At 47.5% G+C, this 21,794-nt stretch carries 18 protein-coding genes; 8 read left to right on the top strand and 10 right to left on the bottom strand.

The window, feature by feature from the left end; all coding sequences use genetic code 11:
• Window positions 1-18: 18 nt before the first annotated feature.
• Entirely contained in the window at window positions 19-627 is a 609-nt protein-coding gene (locus BMZ56_RS07540; protein WP_090625962.1) for a hypothetical protein, read from the bottom strand.
• A gap of 192 nt (window positions 628-819) precedes the next feature.
• Between BMZ56_RS07540 and rhaT the strand changes: the two genes are divergently transcribed.
• The 8 genes from rhaT (at window position 820) to BMZ56_RS07500 (ending at window position 12,830) form a co-directional block, all read left to right on the top strand.
• Window positions 820-1,902: an L-rhamnose/proton symporter RhaT gene (gene rhaT, locus BMZ56_RS07535; RefSeq protein ID WP_090625961.1), complete on the top strand. Its 1,083-nt coding sequence runs from the start codon at window positions 820-822 to the stop codon at window positions 1,900-1,902.
• A 51-nt stretch (window positions 1,903-1,953) separates the two neighbouring features.
• Complete coding sequence (locus BMZ56_RS07530) at window positions 1,954-4,080, top strand: bifunctional aldolase/short-chain dehydrogenase (RefSeq protein WP_090625960.1); 2,127 nt, start codon at window positions 1,954-1,956, stop codon at window positions 4,078-4,080.
• Window positions 4,081-4,272: 192 nt separating this feature from the next.
• The gene (locus BMZ56_RS07525; protein WP_090625959.1) at window positions 4,273-5,547 is read left to right on the top strand and encodes a sugar isomerase; all 1,275 of its coding nucleotides are present in this window, start codon (window positions 4,273-4,275) and stop codon (window positions 5,545-5,547) included.
• Complete coding sequence (locus BMZ56_RS07520; RefSeq protein WP_090625958.1) at window positions 5,547-6,911, top strand: FGGY-family carbohydrate kinase; 1,365 nt, start codon at window positions 5,547-5,549, stop codon at window positions 6,909-6,911. Before BMZ56_RS07525 ends, BMZ56_RS07520 begins: the two co-directional genes overlap by 1 nt.
• An 18-nt stretch (window positions 6,912-6,929) precedes the next feature.
• Entirely contained in the window at window positions 6,930-8,090 is a 1,161-nt protein-coding gene (locus tag BMZ56_RS07515; RefSeq protein ID WP_090625957.1) for an alpha-hydroxy acid oxidase, read from the top strand.
• 174 nt (window positions 8,091-8,264) lie between these two features.
• Window positions 8,265-9,719, top strand: coding sequence for a decarboxylating NADP(+)-dependent phosphogluconate dehydrogenase (gene gnd, locus BMZ56_RS07510; RefSeq protein WP_090625956.1), 1,455 nt, complete (start codon window positions 8,265-8,267; stop codon window positions 9,717-9,719).
• Window positions 9,720-10,383: 664 nt separating this feature from the next.
• Window positions 10,384-12,534 (top strand): prolyl oligopeptidase family serine peptidase, encoded by a 2,151-nt coding sequence (locus BMZ56_RS07505; RefSeq protein WP_090625955.1) that lies wholly within the window; start codon window positions 10,384-10,386, stop codon window positions 12,532-12,534.
• Between the two features lie 11 nt (window positions 12,535-12,545).
• The gene (locus BMZ56_RS07500; protein WP_090625954.1) at window positions 12,546-12,830 is read left to right on the top strand and encodes a GNAT family N-acetyltransferase; all 285 of its coding nucleotides are present in this window, start codon (window positions 12,546-12,548) and stop codon (window positions 12,828-12,830) included.
• Between the two features lie 4 nt (window positions 12,831-12,834).
• Here BMZ56_RS07500 and BMZ56_RS07495 read toward each other — a convergent pair whose 3' ends face one another.
• The 9 genes from BMZ56_RS07495 to purQ form a co-directional block, all read right to left on the bottom strand.
• Window positions 12,835-13,884: a TerC family protein gene (locus BMZ56_RS07495; RefSeq protein WP_090625953.1), complete on the bottom strand. Its 1,050-nt coding sequence runs from the start codon at window positions 13,882-13,884 to the stop codon at window positions 12,835-12,837.
• Between the two features lies 1 nt (window position 13,885).
• Window positions 13,886-14,857, bottom strand: a complete 972-nt coding sequence (locus tag BMZ56_RS07490; RefSeq protein ID WP_090625952.1) for a polyprenyl synthetase family protein — start codon at window positions 14,855-14,857, stop codon at window positions 13,886-13,888.
• Window positions 14,858-14,900: 43 nt separating this feature from the next.
• Window positions 14,901-15,464 (bottom strand): DUF3109 family protein, encoded by a 564-nt coding sequence (locus BMZ56_RS07485; RefSeq protein ID WP_090626253.1) that lies wholly within the window; start codon window positions 15,462-15,464, stop codon window positions 14,901-14,903.
• 12 nt (window positions 15,465-15,476) lie between these two features.
• A complete protein-coding gene (locus tag BMZ56_RS07480; RefSeq protein WP_090625951.1) occupies window positions 15,477-16,268 on the bottom strand; it encodes a DUF3108 domain-containing protein in 792 nt (263 codons plus the stop codon).
• A 3-nt stretch (window positions 16,269-16,271) separates the two neighbouring features.
• On the bottom strand, window positions 16,272-16,787 hold the full coding sequence (locus tag BMZ56_RS07475; RefSeq protein ID WP_090625950.1) for a DUF2480 family protein: 516 nt from the start codon (window positions 16,785-16,787) through the stop codon (window positions 16,272-16,274).
• 72 nt (window positions 16,788-16,859) lie between these two features.
• Window positions 16,860-18,962, bottom strand: coding sequence for a peptidylprolyl isomerase (locus BMZ56_RS07470; protein ID WP_256213820.1), 2,103 nt, complete (start codon window positions 18,960-18,962; stop codon window positions 16,860-16,862).
• Between the two features lie 158 nt (window positions 18,963-19,120).
• Window positions 19,121-19,708 carry an LPS export ABC transporter periplasmic protein LptC gene (gene lptC / locus BMZ56_RS07465; protein ID WP_090625948.1) on the bottom strand — a complete coding sequence of 196 codons (588 nt, stop codon included), beginning with the start codon at window positions 19,706-19,708 and terminating at the stop codon, window positions 19,121-19,123.
• Window positions 19,709-19,730: 22 nt separating this feature from the next.
• A complete protein-coding gene (bamG, locus tag BMZ56_RS07460; protein WP_090625947.1) occupies window positions 19,731-21,077 on the bottom strand; it encodes a BamG family beta-barrel-assembly machinery protein in 1,347 nt (448 codons plus the stop codon).
• Window positions 21,077-21,778: a phosphoribosylformylglycinamidine synthase subunit PurQ gene (purQ, locus tag BMZ56_RS07455; RefSeq protein WP_090625946.1), complete on the bottom strand. Its 702-nt coding sequence runs from the start codon at window positions 21,776-21,778 to the stop codon at window positions 21,077-21,079. The genes bamG and purQ overlap by 1 nt, the downstream gene beginning before the upstream one ends.
• Window positions 21,779-21,794: the final 16 nt, after the last annotated feature.

Here is a 21,794-nt window from a genome sequence, read left to right as displayed (position 1 = left end):
ATACCAATACAAACCACTTTATCCCAGTCGTTTGTTCAACTCATCCTGTAATTGTCGTTTGAGCTTCTGTTCCTTTTCCATGGCTTTTTTCCGGTGCTGGTCAAATTCCTCCTGAAGTTCGTCAATCGCTTTTTTGGTGTCATTGGTTACTACATGGCTTTGATTGTATCGATAAATGTAAAAAATCAATGCCGCGGCTAATAGCAGGACAAAGCCCCACATGGTTAAGCTGTAGGTGCTTTTTTGCAGGGAAATGCCAATAAATGAAAAACTGTCTTTTTCCCTTTGCGCGATTTGCAGCTCATTTCTGGCTTGGGAAAGGGAATCTGTCATCGCTTCTACCGCCGCTTGCTGACTACCATCTTTGGATTTTAAATCAGAGATTTCCTTCGTCAATGCCTTAATGGAATCTGCTACGTTTTTCCGAATCCGTTCAAGATTCGCCTGGCGAACATGTTCAATACCGTCCTGGGTCCGTGAAATTGCATAGAGATAAATGAATTGGCTGTCAATCGTGCCGCTCGTAAGGGATCCTTTTGGGGGCTCCCGTCGTGATGTCGTTTGTCCGAAAACAGTTCCCAATGAAATTAACGCAACCAGCAAGGCCGGGAATGCAAAGTTTCTCATGTTCGATCGTTGTTTCAAATTAAGTTTTTAAATTAAAAACACGATATTACGGGATTTATTGTTTAAAAGGAAATTCAAGATAAGAAAATTGAGAAAAGTAGGTGGGTAAACTAACAACATGACAGCACATAACAGTTCGTTTTTTCTTCTTTTCTATCTTGCGGCGTTTTAAATAACCAATTGCCGTATTGTATGCAGGTGCTAGCAGGAGTAATTTACCATTTCATTGGAGGCTTCGCCTCGGGAAGTTTCTATGTTCCTTATAAACAGGTCAAAAGCTGGGCTTGGGAAACATTTTGGATTGTGGGGGGGCTGTTTTCTTGGCTCATTGTACCGCCGCTTGCTGCTTACTTAACCATTCCTGGTTTTGCCGATATTATCCGGCAAGCAGCTAGCAGCACCCTCGGCTATTCGTATTTATTCGGTTTGTTATGGGGAGTGGGCGGACTCACTTACGGTTTGGGGGTGCGATACTTGGGCGTTTCGTTGGGGAGTAGTATCATCCTTGGGTTAACCATGATTTTCGGGTCGCTGGTACCTTCTATATTTTATTTCTTTAACGGAACTGAGGGAAAAGAAACCATTGACCTATTTTTCACAACCGCTTCGGGACGAACCATACTGTTGGGGCTGCTGGTCTGTATCGTCGGTATTTACTTATGTGGCCGGGCGGGCGTATTGAAAGAACGTGAACTTGTCGGAGTGGCTGCCGATGCCAGCGGAAATAAAGATTTTAAGTTTGGAATCGGTCTATTGGTAGGTATTATTTCCGGTATTCTGAGTGCCTGCTTTAATTTTGGATTAGAGGCCGGCAAGCCGATGGCTAATGTGGCCAATGACCTCTGGAAGGCAGCCAATCCGGGGCAGGGGGAGTTTTTGTTCCAGAACAACGTGACCTATGTGGTCGTGCTTTGGGGCGGACTGACCACCAATTTCGTGTGGTGTATGTTTCTTAACGCCCGCAACCGAACATTTGGTGATTATGTGAATTCCAAAGCGCCCATCGCACGGAATATTTTCTTTTGCGCATTGGCGGGTACCACCTGGTACTTACAGTTTTTCTTTTACGGAATGGGAGAAAGCCGGTTGGGCAACGGAGCCAGTTCCTGGATATTGCACATGGCCTTCATTATCCTAATCGCCAACGCCTGGGGAGTAATCCTGAAGGAGTGGAAAGGCGTCAGCAAGAAAACATATGTTACCATCATCAGCGGGATCGCAGTTATTATTCTTTCCATCCTGCTTGTGGGTTTTGCTAGAACATTAGAAAGCTGATCGCTGAAAGTCAAATAACAAAAACGAATTAACAAAAAAAACAATAAAAAGATGTCTGAGATCATTGGAAAAGAATCGTTTAAGCATGTCAGTTATTTATGGGACCATGCGAAAGCAGCCGAATTAGCGGGAGATGAAGTAGCCCTATTGCTTTACCGATCCAATCTGCTGGGAGCTGATTTGCGTCTTACCAATTACGGCGGAGGCAACACCTCATGCAAGGCGATCGCCAAAGACCCACTTACGGGGCTTGACACGGAAGTTATGTGGATTAAAGGTTCAGGAGGGGATATCGGCACATTGACACGCAGTGGACTGGCGGCGCTCTATGTAGACCGGTTGCGGAGCCTGGAGAACGTATATCGCGGCATTGAACATGAGGATGAAATGGTTGAGCTGTTTAACCATTGCATTTACGACTTGGCGTCAAAGGCTCCGTCCATTGATACCCCCCTGCATGGGTTCCTTCCCTTTAAACATATCGACCATTTACACCCGGATGCGGCCATCGCCATTGCAGCGGCAAAAGACGGGAAGCGGATTACACAGGAGCTGTTTAATGGAGAGATCGGTTGGGTGGAATGGCAACGGCCGGGATTTGACTTGGGACTGAAGTTGCGCGAGTGCCTTAACGACAACCCCGGAATAAAAGGGATTATGCTGGGCTCACACGGACTTTTCACCTGGGGAGACACGGCCTACGAAAGCTATGTGAATACACTGACTGTCATTGAGCAATGCGCCGAATACCTGGAAGCCAACTACGGAAAGAAACGTCCGGTATTTGGGGGAGCCAAGCTAGCAGATGTGCCCGCCGAATTGCGTAAAAAGCAAGCCGCGGCCCTGGCTCCGGTGCTCCGCGGATTCTGTTCTTCCGAGCGACACATGGTGGGGCATTTCACGGATGATGCCCGCGTGCTTGAATTTACCAACTCCAACGACCTCGACCGCTTAGCACCATTGGGTACAAGTTGCCCCGACCACTTTTTGCGCACCAAAATCAGTCCGCTGGTATTGGATCTGGCACCGGATGCAGACTTGTCTGACGCAGAAGCACTGAAAAACGCATTAGCTCCGGCCTTTGAAGCGTACCGTGCGATGTACAAGGAATATTACGAAACTTGCAAACATCCCAATAGCCCGGCGATGCGCGATCCGAATCCGGTCATCATTCTCTATCCGGGTATCGGTATGTTCTCCTTCTCTAAGGATAAGCAGACGGCGCGTGTAGCAGCCGAATTTTATATCAACGCAATCAATGTCATGAAAGGCGCCGAGGCAATCTCGGAATATACGTCGCTGCCCCGGCAGGAGGCATTTAACATCGAATACTGGCTCTTGGAGGAAGCTAAATTACAGCGCATGCCGAAACCCAAACCTTTGTCGGGCAAAATTGCGTTGGTTACAGGCAGTGCGGGCGGTATCGGAAAAGCAATCGCTAAAAAATTTGTACAGGAAGGTGCGGTTGTCATCCTCAATGACCTTAATGCGGAACGATTAGACGGGGCTGCCGAAGAGTTTAAAACTGCCTTTGGAAAAGATGCGTATGCCACCGCACAGCTGGATGTAACGAATGCAGATCAGATTCAACAGGCATTTGATACTGCCTCGCTAGCCTTCGGTGGGATCGATATCGTGGTCAACAATGCGGGACTATCGATTTCCAAGACCATCGAAGACCACACCCAGAAAGACTGGGATCTGCTCTATGACGTATTGGTAAAGGGACAGTTTTTGGTCACCCAAGCGGCCGTACAGGTATTGAAAAAACAAGCCATTGGCGGCGATATCGTCAATATCGTCAGCAAAAATGCACTGGTCAGTGGTCCCAATAATGCCGGCTATGGCTCGGCCAAGGCTGCCCAACTGCATTTAAGCCGGTTGAATGCGGCCGAATTGGGCGCCGATAAGATCCGCGTAAATGTGGTGAATCCCGATGCAGTCATCAGCGACAGCAATATCTGGGCAGGTGGCTGGGCTGAAGGACGCGCCAAAGCCTATGGGATTACTGTGGAAGAATTGCCCGCATACTACGCCAAGCGTACGCTGCTCGGTGAAATCATTTTGCCGGATGACATTGCCAATGCATGCTTTGCCCTGGTAGGTGGACTGATGAAGAAGTCTACCGGCAATGTGTTGAATGTGGATGGAGGCGTTGCCATGGCATTCGTGCGGTAAGTTATCCTTTATTAGCAGAATTGTCAATTAAATCGGTCTGTAAGGCGTTTAATTGGCAATTCTATTTTATCTTTGACTTAAGTAGTCCCCAATGAACCCGACATGATCAAAAATAATCAATAAGCCCACAGGGCAATGATTATTTTGATCATCAAAGGCTTCATCTGACAACTGGAAGCAAAAAACAAACAGATGAATATCGATAAAAATCAAATAGCGAAACATAATCAACAACTCGAAACGGTTCAAAATCGTAGATTCAACCAAGTGGCGGAAGAATTGCCAAACGTGGAATCGATTGTACAGCGGTTAGTCGATTTTCAAGTAGCCATCCCCAGTTGGGCATTGGGTACCGGCGGCACACGTTTCGGCCGTTTTTCTGGAGGGGGGGAGCCGCGCAATTTGGAAGAAAAAATAGCAGACATCGGTTTGTTGCACGCACTCAACCGGTCAAGCGGTGCCATATCCCTACATATTCCGTGGGATATCCCTGAGGATTACGCCGCGATACGCGAACTGGCCAATCAACATGGCCTGAAGTTCGATGCGATGAACTCCAATACGTTTCAGGACCAACCAGGCCAGGCGCTTAGCTATAAGTTCGGCTCCATGCAGCACGTAGATAAAGCGGTTCGTAAACAGGCTGTTGAGCACAACATCGACGTGATTAAACATGGTATTGAATTGGGATCCAAGTCATTGACCGTTTGGTTGTCCGACGGATCGTGTTTTCCGGGGCAGCTGAATTTTCGCAAGGCTTTCGGAAATACGTTGGAAAGCCTCCAAGAGGTGTATGAAGCCCTTCCGGAAGATTGGAAAATATTTGTGGAGTACAAAGCCTACGAACCCAACTTTTATTCCACTACAGTGGGCGACTGGGGACAGTCGCTGCTATATGCCAGCAAGTTGGGTAACAAGGCATATACATTGGTCGATCTTGGCCACCACCTGCCCAATGCCAATATCGAGCAGATTGTATCCCTCCTGTTGATGGAAGGGAAACTCGGTGGATTCCATTTTAATGATTCAAAATACGGTGACGACGATCTGACCACCGGTAGTATTAAGCCTTACCAATTGTTTTTGATCTTCAGTGAATTGGTGGAAGGGATGGACAACCGGGGCATGGATCATACGAAGGATCTGGGGTGGATGATTGATGCCTCCCATAACGTCAAAGATCCGCTCGAAGATCTGCTGCAATCGGTTGAGGCCATCTTGATTGCGTATGCACAAGCGCTGTTGATAGACCGGGAGGCATTAACCGAAGCACAGGCGGATAACGACGTGGTTCGTGCACAGGAAGTGTTGCAACAAGCCTTTCGCACGGATGTACGTCCGTTGGTGGCAGAAGCTCGGAAAAGGGCAGGTGCTGCCGTGAATCCGATTCAATTGTTCAGGGAGTTGGACGTGCGTGGCCAGTTGGTTAAAGAACGGGGTGCTAAAACGGTAGCCACAGGATTGTAATGAAAACACCTGTCATAGCAATATTCGATGTAGGTAAGACGAATAAGAAACTATTCCTATTTAACGAACAGTACAAGATCGTTTTTGAACGATCCGCCCGGTTTACCGAAACGGTGGATGAAGATGGCGATCCGTGCGAGAACCTGGAAAGCCTACGGCTTTCGGTATTCGATTCGTTGCACGAGGTATTCCGGAAGCCCGAGTTCGAGGTACGGGCCATCAATTTTGCCGCGTATGGTGCCAGCTTGGTGTATGTTGACGAAGATGGTAAACCGCTGGCTCCATTATGCAACTACCTCAAGCCCTATCCCGAAGCCTTGCAGCGTAAATTTTATGAAACGTATGGGGGTGAAGACACGGTAGCGTTTGTTACGGCTTCACCGATTTTAGGTAGCCTCAATTCGGGAATGCAGTTGTACCGTACCAAGTACGAAAAGCCCGCATTGTTTGAACGTATCCACTATGCGTTGCATTTGCCGCAATACCTAAGTTTTTTGGTGTCCGGACAAATGCACTCGGACATGACGAGTATCGGTTGTCATACGCATCTGTGGGACTTCACCAAAAACGACTACCACGAATGGGTATACCGGGAAGGCATCATCGATAAGTTGGCACCCATCGCACTGGGCGATCAGGTATTACCGGCGTCGTTTCCGGGCAACGGATACGGTGTAGGTGTGGGATTGCACGATAGCTCGGCAGCGTTGATCCCGTATCTGGTGAGTTTCCACGAACCTTTTGTGTTGATCTCAACGGGTACTTGGTGTATCAGTCTCAATCCGTTTAACCATACACCGCTGACTAAAGAGGAACTGGAATCCGACTGCCTCTGCTACATGCATTATCAGGGAACGCCGGTAAAAGCCTCTCGGCTGTTTGCAGGCTATGAGCACGAACAGGAGGTGAAACGGCTTGCCGAACATTTCGGCCAGCCTTCCAGCCGCTATCGCAACTTAGCGTACAATCGGAGCATTGTATCCAAACTTCGTGAAGAGAAGCAAGGTCCACAACCCATCGGAGGCAAAGTGTCGGCCTTCGCACAACGAAATTTATCAGATTATCGGTCGTATGACGAAGCATACCATCGACTCATCATGGATTTGGTAGATCTCCAGAAGGTTGCTACCCAGCTGGTGATCAGCGGTTCTTCGGTGAAACGTATCTTCGTAGACGGTGGATTCAGCAAGAATGCCATCTACATGAATCTGCTTGCCGATGCGTTTCCGGAAATGGAGGTCTTCGCAGCCTCGATGGCACAGGCTACGGCGGTGGGGGCGGCACTGGCCATTCATGCGTCGTGGAATGAGCGACCCTTGCCCAGTGATTTAATCGAACTGCGGTTTTATGCGAATAATCCCTAAAAAGAAGGAGTAAACTAAATGAATCCTGACTTACTGAAATATAACCCTCAATATCCGTCGGTGCAAGACCTAAAGAAGAAGGCCAAACGGCGTATACCGAAGTTTGCCTTTGATTACCTCGAAGGAGGCTGCAACGACGAATTAAATTTGCTGCGCAATGAAACGGATTTCAAGGATATCCAACTCATGCCAAGGTATTTGAGGAAACACAGCGGTGTGGACATGCGGACAGAATTGTTCGGTCATGTGTACGATGCACCGTTTGGTATATCGCCCATCGGATTACAAGGGCTGATGTGGCCGAACGCACCCGTCATTTTGGCCAAAGCTGCGCGGAAGCACAATGTCCCCTATATTCTGAGCACGGTATCCACGGCAAGTATTGAAGAGATTGCCGAAGTTGCCGGATCCCAATTTTGGTTTCAGTTGTACCATCCAACTGAAAACAGGCTGCGCGACGATATCCTCCGTCGGTTGGAAGCCGCGGGTTGTCCTGTATTGGTTGTGTTGGTGGATGTCCCGTCATTCGGCTTGCGCTACCGCGAGATTAAAGCCGGACTGTCCATGCCGCCGAAAATCACGATCAACAATTTCATACAGGCAGCTGTGCGGCCAGCATGGTCCGTCGAATTTCTGAAGGCGGGCATGCCGACTTTTGCCACGTTAAAACCTTATATGGGAAAGGACCTCGATATCAAACAGCTTGGCAAATTCATGAACGCCACATTCACCGGGCGTGTGGATTCCGATAAAATTAAAGCCATCCGGGATCTTTGGAAAGGCAAGTTGGTCATCAAAGGAGTGGTGAGCGACGAGGACATGGAAGAAAGCATCCGCATCGGTGCCGACGGCGTCATCGTATCCAACCATGGCGGCCGGCAAATTGACGCAGGTGAATCGACTATCAAACCTTTAAAAGGACTTACCGACAACTATGGCGACAAACTGAAGGTGATGATCGATAGCGGATTACGGTCAGGACCCGATATCGGTCGGTCACTTGCTTGTGGCGCCAAATTTACATTTATGGGCCGCCCGTTTATGTACGGCGTGTCTGCGTTGGGCAAGCAAGGCGGCGACCATACCATTGCGCTGTTGAAAGCTCAATTGAAACAAGTGATGGAACAGGTCTGCTGCGAAACGGTTGCCGACTTTCCGGGAACGTTGATCAATCAGTAACATAAAGCCTTTGTATGTTCCTAAACACGATGCATTGCCGGTTACGGAAATCGGACAACGGGGCAAATCGTAGTTAGCAACGAACCTAGAGAAACGGCGGTTTATAAATTTTCGACACTTTTTATTTATTCTTCGTAGGTAAAGTATAACTTTGGGAGCAAAAGTTATAAGGGTATGCAAGCAAAATCTGATATAGGCGTCATTGGTATCGCCGTAATGGGGGAAAACCTCATCCTGAACATGGAGAGCAAAGGCTTTCATGTATCGGCTTACAACCGTACGGTTGACAAAGTAGAGCGTTTTGTGAATGGCCGCGCAAAGGGTAAAAACATCTATGGAGCCACTTCCATTGAGGATCTCATCCAGTCGTTGAAGAGCCCACGGAAAGTAATGTTGATGGTCAAAGCGGGTAAACCTGTTGATGATTTTATTGAATTGCTGATTCCACATTTGGATGCAGGCGATATCATCATCGACGGTGGGAATTCACACTTTCCAGATACCGAACGGCGGACAAAGTATGTAGAAAGCAAAGGATTATACTACATCGGTACGGGAGTGTCGGGCGGTGAGGAAGGGGCGCTTTTGGGCCCGTCTATCATGCCGGGAGGCTCTCCTGCTGCTTGGCCCGCGATTAAGCCAATCTTTCAGTCAATTGCAGCGAAAGTTGCCGACGGAACTCCGTGTTGTGATTGGGTAGGCGACGGCGGCGCTGGTCATTTTGTCAAAATGGTACATAATGGCATTGAATATGGCGATATGCAGCTGATCAATGAGACGTATCAGATCATGAAAGATGTGCTGGGTATGACGCCCGACGAAATGCACGAAGTATTTAAAGAGTGGAACGAAGGCGAATTAGATAGTTACCTGATTGAGATTACCCGCGATATCCTGGCATTTAAGGACGAAGATGGGCAACCTTTAGTCGATAAAATCCTCGATACAGCCGGACAAAAAGGTACCGGTAAATGGACCGGAACGGTGGCGCTTGAATTGGGCGTTCCCCTTACGCTGATTGCGGAATCGGTATTTGCACGCTGCCTTTCGGCTTTGAAAGAAGAGCGGGTAGCCGCTTCAAAGGTGCTGCACGGACCAACACCTTCTTTCAATGGAGATCGTCAGGCGTTCATCAACGACCTGCGTGACGCACTGTACGCTGCTAAGGTGATCTCTTATGCGCAGGGATACCAGATGATGGCCGTGGCGGCCAAGGAATATGGCTGGAAACTGAACTACGGTAGTATCGCCCTTATGTGGCGCGAAGGATGTATCATCCGTTCTGCATTCCTGGGTAAAATTAAAGAGGCGTTTGATAAAAATCCGGATTTGCAGAACTTGATTTTGGATGACTTCTTCAAAGAGAAAATCCAGGCAGCACAAAGCGGTTGGAGAAAAGTGATTGCGTCTGCTATCACAAATGGCATTCCTGTTCCTTGTTTAAGTGCGGGATTAATTTATTACGATGGATATCGCTGCGAACGCCTACCGGCAAACTTGCTACAGGCGCAACGCGACTACTTCGGCGCCCATACCTACGAGCGCCTAGACAAGCCACGCGGTGAATTTTTCCACACCAACTGGACAGGGCGTGGAGGAGAAACTTCTTCGACTACCTACGACGTCTGATTTTTCACCAAACGTACGTAACGATTTTTATAGGAAGTGCGCTGAGATTTTTTCTCGGCGCATTTTTTTTATGCATTCGGCATCCGGTCTTTTGCTGCGTTCGGCTTGTTTGGGTACGTCGGATAAATGTTGTACCTTAGCCTTACCTAATCGAAATTCAGTATCATTTATATAGTTGGTAGTTATCCGGTGAATACATGGTCCGTAACAACTGGTGACTAAGTCCGTACTTGCTTTACTATGAACCAAAGGATATACCATGGTGAATCCGTAGTGAGTCCAAGTTTCTACGCGAAAACCTGGACTTACTACGGACTCATGTTGGACTCATGTTGGACTCACTTCGAAGAAGGTACAGAGAAAATACCCAGTTGGCGTATACAGGGTATGGAGGATCAACTCAACTGATTGGAATAGGAATGACTGATCGTTTAAAGTTAATATATTTTAAGTTGCAATTCCAAGAGCGGATTTAAATTTTTGCTAATACAAATAACCTCCATATCTAATCGTATATCAGGTGTTCCTTGTTAAGCATAAAGTCGCGATTGTGCGTCGGCGAACGTCATCGACAATAACACGGGTGGATGGTTTGTTAATAGGAGACGTATTGCAAATAAAAGCAACTTTACCTAAGTTTGCTTTGCACATATGACTTACAAACATGAACAGAACCGTAAACATTCTTGTCCTGGCTGTACTTACAACCGCTTGTCAGGAACAGAAAAAAACCATTGATCCTGCACCAACCATGACGTTATTGCCTTATCCGGAAACCAAAAAAGGGGAAGTAATAGACAACCATTTCGGCACCGAAGTGCCCGATCCGTATCGCTGGCTCGAAAACGATACCGCTGCTGATACAAAGGCTTGGGTGAAAGCTGAAAATAAAGTGACCAACCATTACCTGGCGCAAATACCTTTCCGTGACGCAATTTATAAGCGGCTAGAGAAATTGTGGAATTATGAAAAGTTTTCAGCTCCCTTCAAAGAGGGTAACTATACGTATTTCTATAAAAACGATGGATTGCAAAACCAGAGTGTGCTATATCGTCAGAAAGGGGATGACGGCGAGGTAGAAGTTTTTCTGGACCCCAATACGTTTTCGGAAGACGGCACCACCTCGTTGGCGGGTATTGCCTTCAGCAGAGATGGAAGTCTGGTGGCCTATCAGTTGTCAGAAGGGGGGTCGGATTGGCGGAAAGTGGTGGTCATTCAAGCCGAGGATAAATCGGTAGTGGGCGATACATTGATGGATGTTAAATTCAGTGGTTTGGCGTGGAGAGCCAACGACGGTTTTTATTATAGCAGTTATGACAAACCCAAGGAGGGAAGCACGCTCTCGGGCGTTACCGATCAGCACAAACTCTATTTCCATAAGCTTAATACACCCCAAAAGGAAGATCAACTGATTTTTGGCGAGGCCAGTATGCCCCGTCGCTACATCGGGGGATACCTAACCGAAGATGAGCGGTTCTTGGTTATCACCGCGGCAAATGCCACCAGTGGCGGTGAACTCTATATTCAGGATCTTTCCCGCCCAGGTAGTCCGATCATGAGCGTGGTAGACAATTTTGAGAAGGACCATGCGGTTATCGATAACAATGGTTCAACCCTTTTTATTTATACGAACTTACATGCTCCGAATGGGAAAATTGTAACTGTGGATGCAGGGAACCCTACCCCGGAAAATTGGGTGGACCTCATTCCCGAAACCAAAAACGTACTGAACGTTAGTACCGGTGGGGGAAAGATTTTTGCTAATTACCTGAAAGATGCTACTTCCTTCGTGCAGCAATACGACCGGTCCGGCAAACTGGAACGAACCATTGATTTGCCGGATGTCGGTTCTGCGAGCGGTTTCGGGGCAAAAAAGGAAGATAAGGAATTGTATTATTCCTTTACTTCGTATGTGTACCCGCCGACGATTTTTAGGTATGACATTGCATCGGGTGAGTCGACGTTATACAAAGCATCAGGCGTGAATTTTGACCCAACGAGATACGAATCCAAACGGGTATTTTATACATCCAAGGATGGCACCAAAGTGCCACTGATCATTACGTATAAGAAGGGGCTGGAGCTGACCGGCACCAACCCAACGTTACTGTATGGTTATGGCGGATTTAACATCAGCCTTAGTCCTTCGTTCAGCACTTCCAATATCGTCTTGTTGGAACAGGGAGGAGTGTACGCCGTAGCAAACCTGCGGGGCGGTGGAGAGTACGGTGAAAAATGGCACTTGGCGGGAACCAAACTGCAAAAACAAAACGTATTTGACGATTTCATTGCAGCTGCCGAGTACTTGATCAGCGAAAAATATACCTCCTCCGATAAATTAGGTATTGCCGGCGGTTCGAATGGCGGTCTGTTGGTGGGAGCGGCGATGACACAGCGCCCGGAGCTGTTTAAGGTGGCCTTCCCCGCTGTGGGCGTACTGGATATGCTGCGCTACCACAAGTTCACGGCTGGAGCCGGTTGGGCGTACGATTATGGTACGGCCGATGACAACGAGGAGATGTTTCAATACTTGTATGGGTATTCTCCGTATCACCGGTTAAAGGAAGGGACCGCTTACCCCGCTACGCTGGTGACTACCGCCGATCATGACGACCGGGTGGTGCCTGCGCATTCCTTCAAATTTGCCGCACGCTTGCAGGCCTATCACGGGGGTACCAACCCGGTGCTCATCCGTATCGAAACCAAAGCGGGCCACGGCGCCGGAAAGCCGACTGCCATGGTCATTGCTGAACAGGCGGATAAATGGGCCTTTTTCTTCCAGAATACCGGAACCTCTTACATTACACAACCCTAAAGAAAATAACAATGGAAATCCAACGAGATGATAACGGCAAAAAGGGACAATTCAGCGCGTTGATCGATGGCCAAGAATCCGGCCTGATGACGTACACCTGGGCAGGCGATCACAAATTCATTATTGATCACACGGAAGTGAATCCGGATTTTTCGGGAAAGGGAATTGGGAAACAGCTGGTAATGGCCGCGGTTGCATTTGCACGCGACAACAACCTCAAGATTCTACCCCTATGTCCCTATGCCAAGAAGGTGTTTGAGCGAACACCGGAGATACAGAATGTCCAGTGGTTTTAACGGGTTACTCGACTTTTGCCTTCCTCGGGAAAACCAACGACGCAATTACGCTGATGGCCAAAATTGAAACAATGACAATCAAGGAATGCGACGTGGTAAAGCCCCATTCGTCTAACCAGTGATGCAATAACATTTTGGCTCCAATGAAAACCAACAGGAATGACAGGCCGGTTTTAAGGTAATGAAACTTGTGGATGATGTTGACCAACAGGAAAAACATCGACCGCAAACCGAGGATCGCAAAGATATTGGAGAAAAAGACGATATAGGGATCCTTGGTCACCGCAAAGATGGCCGGAATGGAATCCACAGCGAAAATTAAATCGGTGAATTCGATAACCAATAAGACGAGGAAAAGCGGCGTGATATACTTTTTACCTGCTTCTCGGTGAAAGAATTGGCCGCCAACAAAATTGGGATAGACCGAGAAATACTTGGAGGCAAATTTTACTACCGTATGGTTTTGGGGATCGATTTCTTCTTCCTCGCTCCGATGCATAAACATATTAATGCCCGTGTAAACCAAGAAGAAACCGAAAATATAAAGTATCCATCCAAATTGAGCAATCAATGCAGCTCCAAGGAATATAAACAGAAATCGCAGCACAATGGCCCCAATAATACCCCATACCAAGACTTTGTGGTAGTATTTTGCCGGTACACCAAATGAACTGAAAACCAATACCATAACGAATATATTGTCTACAGACAAGGCATATTCCACCACATACCCTGTGAGGTACTCCAGCGCCAGATTATTCTTGTAAATAGCGAGACTAGCGGCAAAATCATCGGGTATAAGACGGATGTTATGAAGGTGTTTTTTGGTGATTTCTGCCAACCTGCCAAAGTCGTGCACATCGTGCAGTTCGTGCCCCCATATACGCAGAACTACATAAAATGCCAGCGCAAAGGTTACCCATACCGCACTCATGATAGCCGCCTGGGTGAGACTTACCGGTTTATCACTTTTGCTGAAAAGGCCTAAATCGATGGCCAGCATGAGCACAATAAAAAGTAAAAATCCGCCAAAGAATAGAAGTTCGTTGCTCATGTTATTTGTTACGTTCAGTTGTATATCTTACCAATTGCTCCAACCCGTTGCGATAGTCGTTAACAGGAAAACGGGTCAGGATATCAAATGCTTCCTGCTGATAGGTCAGCATCTTGGAAGCAGCGTATTCCATGCCTCCATTTGCTTTCACAAATGCGATGACCTCATGTACTTTTTTTGCATCCTCGCTGTGGTTTTTCACTAAATTGATGATGTGTCGTTTTTCGGACTTGCTCACTTGCTGTAGTGCATAAATCAGTGGCAATGTAATTTTCTTCTCCTTGATGTCGTTTCCTAATGGTTTTCCGACATCGTCGATGCCAAAGTCAAACAGATCGTCTTTGATTTGGAAGGCAATCCCTACGTTTTCTCCAAATTGACGCATAAGTTCCACGGTGGATTCCTCTGCACCGCCCGATGCCGCGCCACAAGCACAGCAGGAGGCAATCAACGATGCTGTTTTCTGCCGGATCACTTCAAAATAAACAGCCTCCTCGATATCCATCCGGCGGGCTTTCTCGATTTGAAGCAACTCGCCTTCACTCATTTGTTCTACGGCGTGGGTAACGATTTCAAGCAAATTGAAGTCATGATTGCGGATCGAGAGCGACAACCCCTTAGCGAGAAGAAAATCTCCCACGAGCACGGCAATCTTATTTTTCCAGAGCGCGTTAACCGAAAAGAAGCCACGCCGTACATTGGCATTGTCTACTACATCGTCATGTACCAGGGTAGCTGTGTGCAGCAGTTCTACCAAGGCGGCGCCACGGTGTGTGGCTTCGTTGATGCTTCCGCACAGCCCCGCAGAAAAAAAGACAAACATGGGACGCATTTGTTTGCCTTTGCGCTTGACAATGTAGTGTGTGATACGGTCGAGTAACGGAACCGAACTCCGCATCGACTCTTTGAATTTGTCTTCAAAAATTGCCAGCTCGTTGGCAATGGGTTTTTGTATTTCGCTTAGTTTGAACATGTGCGTAAGACCGGCGCAAGATACTAAGATAATCTACAATAACCTATAGCATCGACACGGATTCTTCCAGCTCATCGTACCACTTTTGTCCATACTTACGGATGAGCGGTTCCTTGAGAAACGCGTATACCGGTACTTTCAATTCCCTGCCCAGCGAGCACGCTGAATGGCAGATATGCCAACGATCGTAATGCAGGACGTCAAACTCGGGATACGTAGTGGTACGGATGGGATAGAGGTGGCAGGAAATGGGTTTTTTCCAGTTAATTTCTCCACGTTCATAGGCTTTTTCGATCGCACATTTGGTAATACCATTCTCCCAGGTTACATAGGCACATTCTTTGTTCCCATCTACACACGGGGTAGTGAGATCGCCCTCCATATCGACAACGTGTGTTCCCTGTTCTTCTATTGCAGCAATCCCTTTTTCGGTCATGTAACGCTTTACCTTGGGATAAACCGAATCGAGCATGGCCAGTTCATCGCGTTGCAGTGGTGCTCCCGCATCGCCTTCGACACAGCACGCACCGTGGCATTTGCCCAGATTGCACACAAATTCTTCGTTGATCAACTCTTCACTTACCAATACGGTACCTACTTCAATCATCATAGTTGCTTGTTATTTAGATACACCGGCTAATTTTTCACCCAAGGGATATTTTAATCCCTTCGCTTCAGTAAGTTCCAATGTCACCGAACCGATCAATATTTCAACCTGCGCTTTTACCGGAATGCGGTTGCCGTCATTGGTCACCCAGAGGTATAGCCGACTGTCTTTCCTGAATATCCGGCCGGGTGTTATCTCCGGACTGAATTTCAAGCATTCCAAGGTGCCGATGGGGGTTTTGATGCTTTCTATTCCAATGTATTCGATGCCCAGTGTGGCGATTTCGTCATTCAGGAAATATGTCATGTTGAAAGACTGACCGGGTTTTACATTGGATAGATCAAGGTTGCGCGAAAAATAATATGCCGAGAGCAGGTCGAATGTTTGGGCGGATTGGCTTTTGAAGGTTCCTTTGTTACCCTGCACAGTGCGGTTGCGGTGGTCAAACCGAACAATGTCCGTGCGGCGGTAATTTCCTTCCCGAATATTTTCGGTATAATAGTGGGGCAGGAATGTGCGCGAATCAATATATGAATCGTAGCGGTTGTCTACGGTATAAAAAACACTGAACGCGGAGGAAGTCTGGCCCCGAGCCGATAAATGGAACGTATGCGGACTGCTGAATTTGATTTTTGAGTCTTCGACCTTAAGTGTACCCACAGCGGCTGAGATGACGCCATAACGCAGGCGATAGTGTAGTTCCTCACCCGCTTTGAATGCGGGTTCTTTCAGGAAAGGAAGCGACTGCCCTCGGGTGAGCGAAACTACGAAAAACAAGTATAAGAAGACCAGCGTTCTGTTCATGCGTCAGGCCTTCCGCTTAAAAACGGGAACGGTGGAACAAGGCTCCCCATATAAAATACTTTTTGCCACTTTACTGAGCTTGGCAGTAAAGTTGACAAAGGCAGATTCGGGAACTTCAATATCGCCGCAACCTTTGACGACCACACGTTGATCTCGATAGGTTTCCATATCGAGTTTTTCCAGTGCTCGTTCATACAATACGGTCTCCAGGGTATTCAAATCGCCAAACACCATGTCCTTCACATAAGGTTCCAGCCGGTTGGCCAGCAGCATATAGGCCCACGTAGGGACAATCGCGTCTGCCGTGCAGGTAATTGCCACGTATTTATCTGTATACTGCGACCAGTCGTGTGTTTTTACGAATTCCCTGAAATCTTTCTCGCGTAGGATAAGACCATGGAATAAATTGTCCTTGATATCATATACTACACGTTCACCCTGCGGGGCAAAACGGGCAAGATCTACCGTAACCAGACCGCTCTGCGCAACTTTATTGACGATGGTTTCTTGTATTTCCATAACAAAAAAATCCGGACGGCTTAATGAGCCATCCGGATGCAAAGTTACGAAATAATATATTAGCGCCGGCTGTTAAAAGAACCTCGCCCGGTTATCCACGATATCGGCTTTGTTCTGTAATGCCTGGAATACCCGAGACCAGGTACGTTGTGCCTGGGATTGTGTCATTTGTTTTTTCTGCGCGCTCAGATCGCTGGGCGCTTCCGGATTTACGAATCCGGTTACGGCTACCACGTATACCCCCTGTGAACCGCGTATCGGTTTTGAAGGTTGTTTGGGTTGTAAACCGAACACCGTGCCCACCACGGCATTTTCCTGAGCAACTCCCGGAATGACTGGATTTGCAAATACGATGTTTTCTGCAGATGCCGGTGTTTTCCCCAGTTTTTCACCGATCTGTGTGAGGGTGGTGGCTCCTTTGGCCGCCTCGTCGACCTGCGCGGTCAGCTTTTTAGCTTTTACCCGGTTGCGTACGATCGGCTCAATTTCACTTTTTACGGCTTCCAAAGGCAACTGACCTTTTTCACGGATTCCGGTGACCCGGGCAACTATATATTTGGTATCCGATTCATAGATTTTATCGGAAATATCGCCCTGATCAGCGTCAAACGCCCACCTTACCAATTCACGGGGTACTTCGGTTCCCATCAGCATCGTTTCCATTGCGGTAATGTTGTCTGCCTTCAATACGGAAACGCTTTGCTGTGTCGCAACGTCCTGGAAATTATTCTCATTAACTGCACCAAAGAACTGGGTCGCTTTGTTGTAAGCAGCATTCATCGTTTCCTTTCCGCTATTAATCTGTTTGTCGATGATGGCAGCTTTCACCACCCGCGAAGAGCCGATCTGGTCTTCAACTTTAATGATGTGAATGCCAAATTGTGAATTTGTGATCACTACCGCTCCTTCTTTGGCATCAAATGCCGCATTTTCGAAGGCTGGAACCATCATCCCGCGGCCAAATGTGCCGAGTTCGCCACCGTTGACTTTGCTGCCTTCATCGATACTGAATTGCACGGCTAATGCCGCGAAACTTTCTCCTTTTTCGATCAGTCCTTTGATGGAGTCGGCTTTGGCCTGGGCTTTGTCCATGCCACCCTCCGTAGCCGGATTCAATAAGATGTGGCTGGCTTTGACAGAGTCTGGACCTACTTTGGTGTCGATGATTTTAGCAATTTCAAATCGGCCGTTTGCCAATACGGGACCTACGGTTGTACCTACAGGTGCACCGAATACCAGCGTATCCAATGCGGGGCTGAATTCACCTTGTTTGCGGAAAATGTACGGGTATTTTGTATCCGAATTGACGGCGGCAAAGAGTGAGTCGGTTGTCGATTCGGCCAATTGGGCCTTTAGTTCTTCGATGGTTGTTTGGACCCTCGCCGTGTCTTCGGCCGTTGGGCTTGCATCAAATACAACGTATTCCAGGCTGCGTGTTTCTTCCTCGTTTTTAAACACGCCTTTATTTTCGTTGTAGTAGTCTTTGTAGTCCTGCTCAGAAAGGGTTACCGAACTGTCGGAAACCGACTCATAATCCAGTAGGACATAGTCGAAATTGGCCAATTTATTCCGTTGACTGTATTCTTCATTGGCTTCCAATGAAGTCACATAAATACTGTTATTGATGAGGTTGGTATATTTCGTGCTCAATTGTTCATCCATGATGCTTTGCAATAGGGCATCCCACTGGGCATGTGCTTCATGGCCTTGGGGCAATGTGCCTACCTGTGCAATGAAGTTGTTAAGCTGGCCACGGTCGAATTGACCGGTCTGTGGATTACGGAACGCCTGCTGCACCTGCATGGAAGGGTTATCGCCCTGAACCAGGTCATTCAACTCTGTTTTACCAACGGTCAGACCTATGCGTTCGACTTCGTTTCTCAGTAATTCACGGTTGAGGTATTGCCCCCACACTTGTTGAACGGCATAGGATTTCATTTGCGGATTTAAGGTTCCACCCCCCATTTGTTGGCGGAACATTTCCGAAGTTTGGTCTACCTGTGCGTTAAATTCATTGATATCGATGACTTCTCCGTTTATGCTGCCCACCTGATTCTGGTGGCGCGCCCAAAAGGGAGTGCCATAATTGATCACGTCTCCCAATAAAAACGCAAAAATCGCGAAACCGATAAAAACAACGATAACCACGCCCGCCCGGTTACGCAAATAATTCATTAATCCCATAGCCTATCTAAAACTGTTTCTTTAAGCTGTTATTTTATATTGTTAAGATCTTGTCTTTTCAGGTGATTCAATCACCCTTTTTCAAAATGAGGCGCAAGATACAACTTTTATCAAAAAAAGAGGAAAAACTTCATAAATTGCATGTTAACCTATCGAAACATCGGTCCCTGCCCGTCTTCAAATAGGTATAGGCCAGTTGAATTTTGTACCTCAATGTTTTCAAAATTTCCATCCGCTTGGAAAGACGACCCCATAAAATTTCCACGTCCGTCTTTAAAATATGCTTCGATGGGCACGTGGTTATAAAATGTATTGGCTTTTTGATCGTGAATGAGTTCCTCGGTTTTGATGATCGACCCATCGGCCCGCGTAATGACTACATTGCGTCGGAATTCCGTCAGCTCTTCCGTTTCCTTTTGGATGGCATAATCAGAAGTAATGCGCTGGGTTTCCACTCCGTTTTCATCAAAAAGAATGATGGTAACTCCTTTTTGGAACTCGTAGTAAGGTTTTTCCACATTGTAATGCCGCATTTCCGGAGCGGTCATTTTGGCTTTTACCAACGCCGAGTCGCTGTAAACGACGGTTACGTTGTGGGAGATGTCCACCGGTTCTTCGGCTTGGATCGCGGCGATCCGATCCACTTCTTTCAGGTCTGTTTCACAGGATGCCAGCCCTGTTGTGCTGATGGAAACACATAAAGTAAAGCGAAAGATATTTTTGCCTATTAGCCCCATGGTTCACCATACTAAGCGAATGTTAGTCGTAACGTCTTCGTTGAAACCAACGTTCGTTAAGTGTAAATCCTAAGTGGAAGTTGATGTATCGTTCACGTACCAACTGATTGGTCAAGGCACCCATTTGGCCGAATTCGGTGGCAAAATTGATTTTATAGAATGAGCCTCCAAATAGGGAAGGCAGGGGAAAACCAAAGCCTACCGTCAATGCCATTTGCTTAATGTCCTGGTTGGCAATGTTGATGTAAGATTTGTTGTATTTAAAGCCGAGACGGTAATCGACTACGCCCAGGTAATTCACCGACGTGATGTCCGGAGTGATTTGGCCCCCAACGGAGAACCCATAGCTGTCCGTAAGCCCAGGATTGTCTCCGCCAATACGGAAATCGCTCCACTTCGCATAATTGAAATCACCACCGATCATCCAATGATTCCCTTTGGCCACGCTGAAACCGATGCTGTGCTTCATTGGCATCTTGATGTTTTGCTTTTGCCCTTCGTAGGTGCTGATGGAGTCTACCGGCAAATTTTCAAAATCATCCTCTACACTGGTAGGCGTACGGGTTACGACCCGTGACGCAGTGGTGTTGAGTGGGGTGCCTGCTGTTCCGGTATAGCCGATGGTCAAGCTTACGTTTTTGCTCAACGGCTGAAAATATTGCGCACCGTAATCAAAGCTGAATCCATTGATGTATTGGCTGCTGTCTATCCGGACGTTCAGGCCGCCTATATCGTTCGGGAGTTCGACGGATCGGATGTTGTTCAGGGTACCAAAGAGGTACGACACATTGGCTCCGACACTGAAATTTTTAGTTAGTTGAATTCCATAACCTAAATATGCTTTCGTTGCGCCTCCGGCACCAGCATATACCGTCCGTATGTCTGTGGTGTCAATTGATCCGGGAATGGCATAGCTGAAACCAACATCCGAGAAGGGCATAATGCCAAAGCTGAGACCACCGGGGCGACCCAATGGAATACCAAAGTTGATGTGGCTAAGCGAGAAGTTGTAGGAGTTTTCCGCCAGTTGGTTTCTGCTCAGCTCAGTTATATTTCCAAAAACGCCCACATCTACCGTGGTGAGGGCCAAGGCTGAGTACGACGCCGGATTGCCCACATTAATGTTGCCGTAACCACTTAGATAGCGCACCCCGGTTGCAATACCGCCCATCGCCCGGGTTTGGGGTAACAGGTCACCACGGATCTCTCCCAGTCCAAAACGTGAATAGGGAGAACTGGTTGTGGAACGCTGACCGTATACCAGGGTACTTGACAAAAGAAACGTAATAAAAACAAAAGCTTTCAGAGTATGCTGCATGATATCGTTAAGGTACGTTGGGATGCGGAAAAGATGCTGCATGTACTTCATTAAAGGGGATGCGGTAAAGCCGTAGCGAGTATGGACTCAAAGATAACCAACCCATCGGTGTTGCCCAACAGGTTGTCTGCAGCGCGTTCCGGGTGCGGCATGATACCAAATACGTTTCGTGCGCGGTTGCAAACACCGGCAATGTTGGCTATGGAGCCATTGGGGTTTGCCGCATCGGTCACATTACCGGCTGCGTCGCAATAGCGAAACAATACTTGATCGTGATCATTTAACGCCTTCAGCGTATCGTTATCGACAAAATAATTTCCCTCGCCATGTGCCACTGGAATTTTGTACGCACGGTTGATATCCATTTGTGCGGTAATCAGGGACTGGGTGGTTTGAGGAGCTAAGTATATGTTTTCGCAAATAAATTTCCGTTGCCGATTATGCAACAATGCGCCCGGTACCAACCCCGCTTCCGCAAGTATCTGGAAGCCGTTGCAGATACCGAGAAGATAACCGCCTTTATTTGCATAGGTAATGATTTCCTGCATAATTGGAGAGAAGCGCGCGATCGCACCAGAGCGTAGGTAGTCGCCATACGAGAACCCGCCGGGCAATACGATAAATTCTGCACCCTGCAAGTCATGGTCTTTATGCCACAAACGGACCACTTCTTGCCCCATAATGTGTTCCAATACATAGATGATGTCCTCATCGCAATTGGAACCCGGAAATATAACGACACCAAACTTCATGCAACGCTATTAAATT

This window comes from Parapedobacter indicus (genome assembly GCF_900113765.1).
In the GTDB taxonomy this organism is placed as follows: Bacteria; Bacteroidota; Bacteroidia; order Sphingobacteriales; family Sphingobacteriaceae; genus Parapedobacter; species Parapedobacter indicus.
Note: the sequence above shows the minus strand (reverse complement) of the source record. Positions and strands in the feature narration are given on the sequence as shown.